Origin of the sequence: Roseibium sp., from assembly GCF_965276855.1 — a bacterium.
In the GTDB taxonomy this organism is placed as follows: Bacteria; Pseudomonadota; Alphaproteobacteria; order Rhizobiales; family Stappiaceae; genus Roseibium.
On the sequence record NZ_OZ255700.1, the window covers coordinates 2583577 to 2594876 of the forward strand.

Here is an 11300-nt window from a genome sequence, read left to right on the forward strand (position 1 = left end):
AAAACAATCTCTTTTTCTCCGCCAAAATTCGTCACAATGAATTTTTATTTTATGGCATTAGAATTTATCTATTCTTATTTTCCATATTGATACATATAAACTCTATTTTATTTTTCCCTCCGGCATTGTGTTTCGATCCAATCGACCAAATCATCGATATTCCTGCCAAGAGGCGCAGCCGTTCCCCGTTGGAGCTATGTGACCGCCAGATTGAAGCACAGACCGCCTGTACTGCATTTTCAATCCGGAGCAACACCCGGCGTCACGCGACCGGGAAAGCACAGGGAACGGGGATCATCATGCAACAGGCCGCAAAAAAGCCGGCTCTCTCACTAGAAGTCATCAGCAGGGCGACACTGATCGCAATCGCATCAACTCTTCTCGCCGTAGCATCAGCGCATTCAGGCACAGAACCAAACACTGTGTCCGTTATCAGCCTCTGCGCGATGTCGGTTCTGTTCTCAGCCACCAGTCTGGCTTTCTGTCCGGAAGCCGCGGCTGGACGGAGCTTGAACTATGCAACGGCGCTCGTTTGCGGGGGACTGCTGATTGTAGATCCCTTCCTCCCATTCATCTCAGCCGGAGGCATCACCCCCCATGCCCCTGCGTTTTCCGCCGGCATCATGATGATCCTTCGCGCACTCGCTGTTTGGATCCTGCCACCACGTGGCGAACGGACCGGGCTCAAAGAAGCTTTTGCGTCCAGCCAACTCAGCCTTCTATGCGGCGCCCTTTGGCTTGGCATAAATCCCGATCAGGCACCGATTGCGGCTGTTGTCTGCCTGGTGCTCTCCTGGCCCTATCTCGTTGATGGCATCAACGCCTTTGCTGACAAGGTCTATTTGGAAGCGGCCAAGGCCGCCGGTGTTCGGAGCCTTGGGACTGCGGGATTCGCCAAGGTCGCGTCAGCCCGCGATATCGTTATCGACAAGGCCGCCGTCATGTCGGGACCAAACCTGGTGGTGACCAATGTCATGGCTTTCAATAATGAACCCAAAACACTGCTTGCCGTTGCCGCATCGGCTGAAAGCGGGAGCGATCATCCCGTCGCAGAAGCTTTGCGCCAACTGGCGGCGCAATGGCGTGTCGACATCAAGCGGCCCGATCGCTTTGAGCAAGCGCCTGGGCTAGGCGCAGTCGCCTTACTCGGCGGGCAAAGTGTCGTGATCGGCACGGCCAACCTGATGCAGAAGCACAAGATCGATAGCTTCACCGCCGACGCCATCGCCCGCTCACTTGAAGCGGACGGCAAAACGGTTCTCCGGGTTGCAGTTGGCGGCCGGGTTGTTGGTGTCCTCGGCCTTGAAGGCACTTTGCGTCAGGATGCAGGTGTTGCTGCCTATGCGCTGCGCGGGGAAGGTCTCGTGCCCTGGCTTTATAGCGGAGACAGTGAAAAGACGCGCGAAGCCCTTGCCAACATGCTCGGCCTGGAACCGATTGCAGACCCGCGTCCCGGCGAAAGCGCAGCGGAAGCAGCACACCGCTGTTTGGGCGATCAGCAACCTCTGGTGCTGACACTGTCGCAGGATCGCACCTCTTTGGAGTTGAGATCCGTCCATAAGACCATGGAGGATCACAGCACGCCGCAAACGGTGATCCTGGCTGTGAGCAACACCGAAGACATCGGCGCTTTTCCTGCACTTAAGGACCTTGCCATGCGACGCACGGCGCTCGCCGCCCACGCGCAACGGTTTTTGTCGGGCCTGTCGATTTTGTGCGGGGTTTGCGGTGGTTCGTTGCTGCTCCCCATGTCGGCGGCCCCTGTTCTATTCCTTGTCAGTCTCACCGTCCTCTGGGCTTTCGCGCGTTATTCTGTTGCGGATCGCAAACAGGAAACAAACGCAGGGAGACTGATCGCAGCGAGTTGATCTAATGCGCTTTACAAGCCTGTTCGAGCGGGTATTTATCGGCTCACACCCTCTGCCGTGAGGGGAACAGAGGGTAAGGCGCTGATGACACATACCAAGACACCGAATTTCCGTTCTGCCGCTTGGTTCAACAATCCAGACAACCCGGGGATGACGGCGCTTTACATCGAACGCTATCTGAATTTCGGGATTACCCGGGAAGAACTGCAGTCCGGAAAACCGATCATCGGCATCGCCCAGACAGGGTCGGATCTCTCACCGTGCAACCGCCACCACCTTGAGCTTGCCAAGCGTGTGCGCGAAGGCATTCGGGACGCTGGCGGGATCGCATTTGAATTCCCCGTCCATCCGATTCAGGAAACCGGACGGCGGCCAACCGCAACGCTCGACCGGAACCTTGCCTATCTCGGCCTTGTCGAATTGCTGCATGGATACCCGCTTGATGGGGTTGTCCTGACCATCGGCTGTGACAAGACCACACCGGCGTGCCTCATGGCCGCCGCGACGGTCAACATCCCGGCAATCGCCTTGTCAGTCGGCCCGATGCTCAACGGCTGGCACAAGGGTGAGCGTACAGGTTCGGGCACCATTGTCTGGAAAGCCCGGCAAATGCTGGCCGCGGGCGACATCGACTATGACGGCTTCATGGACCTTGTCGCCTCATCCGCCCCCTCTGTTGGCTATTGCAACACGATGGGCACGGCAACGACCATGAATTCTCTCGCCGAAGCTCTTGGTATGCAGCTTCCGGGCGCGGCCGCCATTCCAGCGCCTTACCGGGAACGCGGCGCCATCTCCTATGAAACCGGCCGCCGGGTCGTGGAAATGGCTTATGAGGACCTGAAACCGTCCGACATCATGACCCGGCAAGCCTTCGAAAACGCCATCGTCGTGAATTCGGCAATTGGCGGGTCCACAAACGCTCCAATTCATTTGAACGGCATCGCCCGGCATCTTGGGATTGAGCTCACGAATGACGATTGGCAGAAGATTGGTCATGACGTGCCGCTTCTGGTCAATCTTCAGCCTGCCGGCGCCTATTTGGGTGAAGACTACTTTCACGCGGGCGGTGTCCCGGCCGTTGTTGCCGAGCTACTCCGCCATCGACAAATTCCGCACCCAGACGCACTGACAGCAAACGGGAAAACGATTGAGGCAAACTGCGCCAGCGTTGTCACCGATCTGCCCGATGTCATCAAACCATTTGACGCGCCGATGCTGGAAAAGGCCGGGTTCTTGAACCTGAAGGGCAACCTCTTCGACAGCGCGATCATGAAAACCAGCGTTATCTCTGAAGAGTTCCGTAACCGCTACCTCTCTAATCCGAACGACCCGGATGCTTTTGAAGGCCGCGCAATCGTTTTCGAAGGACCGGAGGATTACCATCACCGGATTGACGATCCGGAACTGAAGATCGATGAAAACTGTATACTGTTCGTTCGCGGAACAGGTCCGATCGGTTACCCGGGCGGGGCTGAGGTGGTGAACATGCAGCCCCCGGCGGCACTTATCAAACAAGGGATCACGGCCCTGCCATGCATCGGCGACGGCCGGCAATCCGGCACATCAGGTTCTCCCTCAATCCTGAATGCAGCTCCCGAGGCCGCAGCAATGGGCGGATTGGCGGTGTTGCAGACCGGGGATCGTGTGCGAATCGATCTGAAAGCAGGATCAGCCAACATTCTGATTTCGGACGAAGAGTTGGCCCAGCGCCGCGCAAAGCTTGAAGAAAGCGGAGGGTTCCAAGTTGCCGAGAACCAAACGCCCTGGCAGGAAATCCAGCGCGGTATGGTGGCCCAGTTCGACAAGGGCATGGTTTTGGAGCCCGCGGTCAAATATCAGGATGTCGCGCACAAAGGTCTGCCCCGCGACAATCACTGAGCGACAAGATATCGGTGTGTGCTGAAAACTCCCGAGGAGACTTACATCCTCGGAAAAACTGCCAATGAAACGATTTTTCAAAGATTCCCGTGCACTGTGACCTAAACTGGGTCTTGTAGTGAGTAGGTTTCTTGGGCAGTTACACCAGCAAAACAGCGTCGTCTACCGAGATGGACGCCGCTCTGGACAAAGAGCAGCGCGCCATCGATCCGTCTGCTGAAGAGCAGGTCACCATCGCCGCGAATACCTGCGACATCGACCTCGACGGTGCTGTGGTCGACACCCGCGCGAAGCGGCCCAGCCGGACCACGTTCGATTTCGACGACATCCCGGAAGTTGGCCCCGGACGCCGAGCCACAGACATTCCGGTGGATGCGCCTGCCAAAGCGCTTCAGAACCTTGCAACGGTTGGGCTGGTCATCGCGTTGGCGGCCGCGCTTTATGTCGTCGCCGGAGAAGGCATCAACCGCTTTTTCGGGGTTGGACTGGCGTTTTTCGCAGGCGGACTAGCGGTATGGCGGTTGTTTGCCGATGACATGCAGCGCTCTATCCAGTCCCTGCAGCACAAGGACGAAAAGATCCGCCGCTTGATGGCGCGTTGTGAGGAATTGGAAGACCGGGCTTGGGAACTCGGTGAGTCCGACGAACGGCACGCCAGTATTCTTGGAACGCTCGGCGACGTGGTCATCCGGCGCGACCAAGCTGGCACGATCACCTACGCCAATTCCGCTGCGGATGATGTTTTTGGAAAAGACCATGAGCTGCAGCCCGGGCGGCTGATGCAGTTGCCGATCGCGAACAAGGCTGCAGGTGAGATATTCGATCTGGATGCACCGGCGGAAAACAACGGCGGCATTGGTTTTGGCGACCTTCGGCTGCGCACCGCCCAAGGCGAGCGCTGGTTTTCCCGGATCGATATTCCGGTCCGGGACACTGCCACCGACCGGCAGTTGGTCCAGACCGTCTTGCGCGATGTCACCGAGCGCCGCTTGATCGAAGAAGAGCTGCTCGCGGCCCGTCACTCTGCTGAAACCTCCAACGAAGCCAAATCCCGGTTCCTTGCGACGGTAAGCCACGAAATCCGCACGCCGCTGAACGGCGTTCTCGGCATGGCAGCCTTGCTGCGCGACACACGCCTGACCAAGGAACAGAGCGCCTACATCGAGGCACTGGAGACCTCTGGCGAGACCCTATTGCTTCTAATCGACGAAGTGCTCGATTTTTCAAAGGTTGAGGCAGGAAAGCTGGATATTCACGCCGCCCCAGTCAAGGTCGGTGCATTGGCTGAAAGCGTGGTCGAACTGCTGGCGCCTAAAGCCCATGCGAAGCACCTCGAAATTGGGACGCTGATCGATTCCCGCCTGCCGGAACATGTCACGCTCGACGCGACCCGGGTGCGGCAAATCCTCTTCAATCTGATCGGGAACGGCGTCAAGTTCACCGATGAAGGCGGTGTTGCTGTTGAGCTCCACGGCCGTCCGAACCTTGAAGGTGGCAGTTTCCTCGATTTGGTTGTGCGGGATACCGGCATCGGTTTTGCTGCCGACGAGGCGGAACGCCTGTTCCAGGAGTTTGAACAGGTCGATCATGGACCTGCCAGAAAGTTTGGCGGCACCGGACTTGGCTTGGCCATCGCGCAACGCCTGGCCCGCTTGATGGGCGGCGGCATCAGCGCGCGCCCCGCTTCAGAAGGTGGTGCACTTTTTGAAGTTTCCCTGCCAATCCCGGAAGACCTGACCGAAACCACAGACCCGCGCCTGGAGAAGTTTTCCGGCAGGAAGATCGTTTTCGTCACCTCCAGCCGGATCGAATGCCCCCTAATTGCCAAGCGGCTGGAACAGCATGACGCACAGGTCTCGGTTCTGGAACCCGGCACCGATGGCCTGGATGCGGCGCTCATGGCAGCTGACCTGCTTGTCGTTGACAATTCGGCGCTTTCAGACAGCGCCGGATGGCTGGCATCGGCGCACCTGAGCGGGTGCAAGGCGCCGGCTGTCGTCTTGATCTCACCGCCGGAGCGTGACCGCCTGGAGCATCTGAGAGAAGCCGGCTACGCGGCTTATCTGATCCGCCCTGTGCGCATTGACACACTTGTTCAAGTGTTTTCAGGCCTTTTGGACGCCGAGACCACCGACCATGCCTGGGACGTCAGTGCAGAACCCGTCCAAAACAGTTTCCTCTCCAACCGCGCCGCGGTACCCGGCCGGCCTCTGAAATTGCTCGTCGCAGAAGACAATGACATCAACCGCCTGCTCAGCGAGGCCATGCTGCGCAAGCTCGGCCACGTCCCGGTGATGGTCGTGGACGGCGAAAAGGCTGTCGTAGAAGCAGCAAGCGGTACATTTGATGCGATCCTCATGGACCTTCACATGCCGGGCCTTGATGGGATCAGCGCCGTCAAGCAAATCCGCCGCGACGAGCGTGATAGTGGACGCCCTGAAGTGCCGGTCCTTATTGTCACGGCTGATGTGATGCAGGAAGCCCGGGATCAGGCGGCCGACGTTGGAGCCGCGGGCTATCTCACGAAACCACTGTCGGTAGACGATATCTCAGACGCTCTTGCGGAAATTGGACGGATGAAAGCTGCCGGCTAACAGGCGGACTCCCGCCAGCGGTTTGCGGCCGGCAGATTTCCCAATAACCATCTTGTAATATAAGCTGGCCTTGAAAGACGCCGGGCTCAACCCAATGTCATGCGGATGTCGGAAAAGTATGGTCTACGGCTTTGTCAATCCAGAGCCAGCCTAGATTCGCAATCTGAGCCGGCATAGGAAGACTGGCGGAGATCCAAGCGGTCAATGCAATGATCCGGCCCGGTTTTCGACAAGAAACAGACGAAGGGTGGACCGTCCATGATGCGCCAGAACCTATTTTCTCCAAGAAAACTGGTGCGGAAATTTACGCCTGCGATGCGCCCGCTGCCAGCTGTCCCGCACGGGGCGGTTCAGATGCCGGTCAAAACCGGCGAAACTCTTGGACGTATCGGATCCCTCGAAGTGCGCATGGCGCGCAATTTCAAGGAAGTCAAAAAAGCCCAGCGCCTTCGCTATGAAGTGTTTTATGAAGAAATGTCCGCGGTTGCCGACGCACAGACTTTGGCGACACGGCGCGACGCCGATCCTTTCGATGCCTATTGCGACCATCTTCTGGTCGTGGATCACGCCTCTCTCAAGCGAAACAAGCTCGGCCGTTTGAAGCCCGAAATCGTCGGCACCTACCGCGTTTTGCGCCAGGATGTTGCGGACCGGCATGGCGGGTTCTACACATCCGCAGAATACGACATACAGTCATTGATCGATGCCAATCCCGGCAAACGGTTCATGGAGCTTGGCCGGTCCTGCGTTCTGAAACCTTACCGGAACAAGAAGACCATTGAGCTGCTCTGGCACGGTCTTTGGTCTTACATTTTGCGGCACAAGATCGACGTCATGCTGGGCTGTGCATCCATTGAAGGGACCAACCCCGACGCCATGGCCGATCAGTTGGGTTTTTTGCACCACAATTCACTTGCGCCGGAAGAGTGGCGGGTTCGTGCAGTCGAGAACCGCTTTGTGGACATGAATCGCAGGCCCGCTGCCGACATTAACCAGAAAGAAGCCCTCCGGGCGCTGCCACCGCTCATCAAAGGGTATCTCCGTCTGGGAGCCTTTGTCGGCGACGGTGCGGTGATTGACCATCAGTTCGGGACGACCGACGTGTTGATCGTGATGCCGGTTTCGGAACTGAACACGCGGTATGTAAACTACTATGGCGCCGACGCGAGCCGCTACGCCAGCTAATCGTCCGTTGTGGATCGAATCTCCATTCTGAAGCCCAATTTCTGAAAGGCTTAACGCCCCCTTAAATCGCCGCATTCTAGAATCATGACCGGGGAAAGCCGGGGTTTCCGGCAACTTGGTATGGGACGGAAATTGATGGCGCCACGGGCGAAACGCCAGGCACGGGTCGAGCCGACTTTCGGCGCATCCAGCAGCAGTCTGCTGGATCTGCGGCTGCGCCCGGATGACCGTCCGAGCGGCCCGTCGGGTAAGAAGCGCACGAAGGCCAAGACCACATCCAAATCGAAGCCCAAATCCAAAGCTGGCAGCACCCCGAAGTCAAAGAAACCCTCGTCTGCCAAGTCCACCTCCCAGCGCGGCAGTGCAAAATCGAGGTCCGGAAACTCGAAGGGCAGAGGCGGCCGGTCCGGCGCCAAGCGCCGCGGCCAGAAAAGAAAAGCCCGGTCATCGTTCATGCCCGCTCTGGGCAGGCTCTTGAAACGCGGACTATACTGGAGCGCGGTCTTTGGAATTTGGGCAGGCATCGCTGTCGTTTGTATTGTTGGCTACTATGCAGCTTACCTCCCACCGACATCCGAATGGCAGGTTCCCGCAAGGCCGCCGAACGTAAAAATCGTTGCTGCCAACGGCCAGCTGATCGCAAACAGAGGCGATACAGGCGGCGAAGCTGTGCGTCTCGAACAATTGCCACCTTATTTGCCCAATGCGGTGATCGCGATTGAGGATCGCCGCTACCGGTCCCATTTCGGCATTGACCCCATTGGCCTTGGCCGGGCGTTTGTCACAAACATAACAACAGGCCGGCTGGTGCAGGGCGGTTCGACGCTGACACAGCAGCTTGCCAAAAACCTGTTTCTGGAACCGGACCGGACGATCAAACGGAAAATCCAGGAGCTGGTCCTCGCGTTCTGGCTTGAGGCCGAATACTCCAAGGATGAAATCCTGGAGATGTATCTGAACCGGGTCTATCTTGGTTCGGGCGCTTACGGCGTTGATGCCGCCGCGCGCCGCTATTTCGGCAAATCCGCCCGGCTCATGACAATTGCAGAAGCGGCCACGATCGCCGGGCTCTTGAAAGCGCCGTCCCGTTTCTCTCCAGCGGTAAACCCGGATCTTGCAGAAGACCGGGCTCAGCTTGTGCTCGCTGCGATGCACGAAGAGGGATACATCACCTCAGATGAAGCCAAAAATGCCTTGGCCGCCCCGGCGAAGGTTGTCCGCCGTTACACAACCGCCAGCGAGAATTATGCCGCCGATTGGGTAATGGACGTCCTGCCCCATTTCGTCGGTTCCATAGACAGCGACATCATCGTTGACACGACGATCGACCCTGACATCCAGCAAGCTGCCGAAGCCGCACTTCGCGCTGCCATCTCGGAAAACCGGCAAGCTTTGGGCGTGTCGCAAGGCGCGATTGTGACGATGGATACGGCCGGCGCGGTCAAGGCGATGGTTGGCGGTGCCGATTACTCCAAGAGCCAGTTCAACCGGGCCGTCTATGCCAAACGTCAACCGGGATCTGCGTTCAAGCCGTTTGTTTATCTGGCTGCTCTTGAAAACGGCATGACGCCGCAAACCGTCCGCCAGGATCAGCCGATCACCATCGGTGGCTGGTCGCCGAAAAACTATACGAAACAATATTATGGTCCCGTTACACTGACACGCGCCTTGAGCCTGTCCCTCAACACTGTGGCCGCCCGGCTTGCTTATGAGGTCGGTGCGGGCAATGTCGCCTCAACGGCACGGCGTCTTGGAATCACATCGGATCTGAAAACAAACCTGTCTCTGTCGCTCGGCACGTCGGAAGTCACGCCCCTTGAAATAGCCGCCGCTTATGTCCCGTTTTCCAACGGCGGTTACGGGGTTCTGCCGCACATCATCCGGCGGATCAAAACCGTGGACGGCAAGACGATCTACTCTCGAACCGGCGATGGCCGGGGCCGCGTGGTTGACCGGCGCGATGTCGGCAACATGAACTTGATGATGTCGGAAACGCTTCTGACCGGAACCGGCCGGAAGGCCCGGCTGGAAGATGGCCGCCCGGCCGGCGGCAAAACCGGCACCAGTCAGGCGTTCCGCGATGCGTGGTTTATTGGCTACACCGGCAACATGACAACGGCTGTCTGGTTCGGCAATGACGACAATTCCCCGACCAAGAAGGCATCAGGGGGCAAGATTGCCGCCGAAGTCTGGAAATCGGTGATGGATTCCGCGCACAAGAGCCGTCCTGTGGCAGATCTGCCAGGCGTTCCAAGCCTGCCTGCGACCGTTTCTGCGCCCAAACGGCCGGTGGCTCCACCGTCCAGCGCCGGACCTGACAGCGGCCCTGTGCCTCCGGCTAGTGTTGGTGATACGGGTGAACGGAAAGGACCGCTCAACCTGTTGCGCAACCTCTTTGGCGGCGGAGGTTAGATCAGCGCGCATATTCCTGAACGCACGATGGTTCAGTGCCTCATCCGTAGCCGTGCAGCCGGATCCCGTGTTCTTTGAGCCAGACTCGGGCTTCAGGTGTTTGCGGGGCAAGCTCTTCGCACAAGCGCCAAAACCGGTCCGAGTGGTTCATTTCCTTCAAATGCGCCACCTCGTGGGCCGCGACATAATCCAGAATATCCGGTGGTGCCAGGATAAGGCGCCAGCAAAAGGACAATCGGCCGTTTGACGCGCATGAGCCCCAGCGGCTTTTTGTGTCGCGAACACTGATCGCGGCAATCTTCTTGCCGATCTTTGCCGCATGATCTTCGGCGCGTTCCGTTAAGTCAGCCTTCGCCTGCCCCTTCAACCAGGTGGTCACCTTCCTCGGCGCGTGCTCTTCAGCACCGGGCACGAGCAGTGCCGGGGTGCCGCACACAGCCTGTCCGGTAGAGACCAAGCCGCGAAGTTGACCAGTCGGGACGATCAAATGCTCTTCGCCCCGCACCGGCACGAGATCGCCAGGACGCAGCGCAACGTGGTCCGGCCGACCTTCAAGCCGCTCAAGGAGCCAATCGATGTGCTGGCGGGCAAACCGCTCGGCCCTTTGTAAATCACCACCTTTCGGCACCGTCAGAACTGGTCCGGAATGGTCCGCCGGCAAGCGCAGGAGATAGCGCTGCGCTCTTGAATTGGCGCGCAAGCGAATGCGCACCGGCGCGTCACCAGTGTCTATTTCGATGTGGTCCGGCAGTGCCGGTTTTCGGGCGCGCAGTTTCGCCCCTAAGGGCTTCAGTCGAATCATTGTGGGTAAATATTAGGCGAGAAAGCCGGTCGTTTAAACGGACGAAAGCGGCGCTTTTCAGGGCGCCGCTCTCGGTCTGACCGCCCGGGGATAGACGGCTCTGGGAGGAGGTATCAGACTTAGGCCGGGTTTGCTTCCGGCCCGGTGTTGGGACGGCCACGATTGGCCATAAAGCGATCGAACTCTTCCTGATCGCGCGCACGGCGCAATTCAGTCAGGAACTCATCGAATTCGTTGCGCATGGCATCGATCTTCGCCCGTTCTTCCTCAAGACGTTTCAGTTCACGCTCGCGATACTCATCGAACGCAACATTGCCGGTTCGGCTGTAAGAAGGCTTGTTCATGTTTTCAAATGCTCCTTTCAGCGGACTTCCACGCCATTGATCCCGCGCGTCGCGCGCCATTCCCTCAAATCTGTCGCCCCACAAAATGTAGGCCAACATGGCGAGGCCCAGCGGCCAGAACACCACGAACCCAAGCACCATCAGACCAATGGTCATCGGCGTCCAGGCAGGTTTAATCATGCAGCTTTTGGTCGTCGTCATTGTCCTATCCATT

7 protein-coding genes are annotated in these 11300 nt (G+C 58.3%); 5 read left to right on the plus strand and 2 right to left on the minus strand.

Annotated elements, in window-relative coordinates:
- Positions 1-299 precede the first annotated feature (299 nt).
- The 5 genes from ACQY4Z_RS11780 (at position 300) to ACQY4Z_RS11800 (ending at position 9940) form a co-directional block, all read left to right on the plus strand.
- Positions 300-1868 carry an HAD family hydrolase gene (locus tag ACQY4Z_RS11780; RefSeq protein WP_428529442.1) on the plus strand — a complete coding sequence of 523 codons (1569 nt, stop codon included), beginning with the start codon at positions 300-302 and terminating at the stop codon, positions 1866-1868.
- 84 nt (positions 1869-1952) lie between these two features.
- Positions 1953-3749 carry an IlvD/Edd family dehydratase gene (locus ACQY4Z_RS11785; protein WP_428529444.1) on the plus strand — a complete coding sequence of 599 codons (1797 nt, stop codon included), beginning with the start codon at positions 1953-1955 and terminating at the stop codon, positions 3747-3749.
- A 131-nt stretch (positions 3750-3880) separates the two neighbouring features.
- Positions 3881-6343, plus strand: coding sequence for a response regulator (locus ACQY4Z_RS11790; protein ID WP_428529446.1), 2463 nt, complete (start codon positions 3881-3883; stop codon positions 6341-6343).
- A 315-nt stretch (positions 6344-6658) separates the two neighbouring features.
- A complete protein-coding gene (locus ACQY4Z_RS11795; protein WP_306149360.1) occupies positions 6659-7528 on the plus strand; it encodes a GNAT family N-acetyltransferase in 870 nt (289 codons plus the stop codon).
- A 135-nt stretch (positions 7529-7663) separates the two neighbouring features.
- A complete protein-coding gene (locus ACQY4Z_RS11800; RefSeq protein ID WP_428529448.1) occupies positions 7664-9940 on the plus strand; it encodes a transglycosylase domain-containing protein in 2277 nt (758 codons plus the stop codon).
- Between the two features lie 40 nt (positions 9941-9980).
- On the opposite strand, the gene ACQY4Z_RS11805 is transcribed toward ACQY4Z_RS11800, so the two are convergent.
- Both ACQY4Z_RS11805 and ACQY4Z_RS11810 read right to left on the minus strand, forming a co-directional pair.
- Positions 9981-10742 (minus strand): M48 family metallopeptidase, encoded by a 762-nt coding sequence (locus tag ACQY4Z_RS11805; protein WP_428529450.1) that lies wholly within the window; start codon positions 10740-10742, stop codon positions 9981-9983.
- 119 nt (positions 10743-10861) lie between these two features.
- Positions 10862-11287, minus strand: coding sequence for a DUF2852 domain-containing protein (locus tag ACQY4Z_RS11810; protein ID WP_166672846.1), 426 nt, complete (start codon positions 11285-11287; stop codon positions 10862-10864).
- Between the last annotated feature and the right edge of the window lie 13 nt (positions 11288-11300).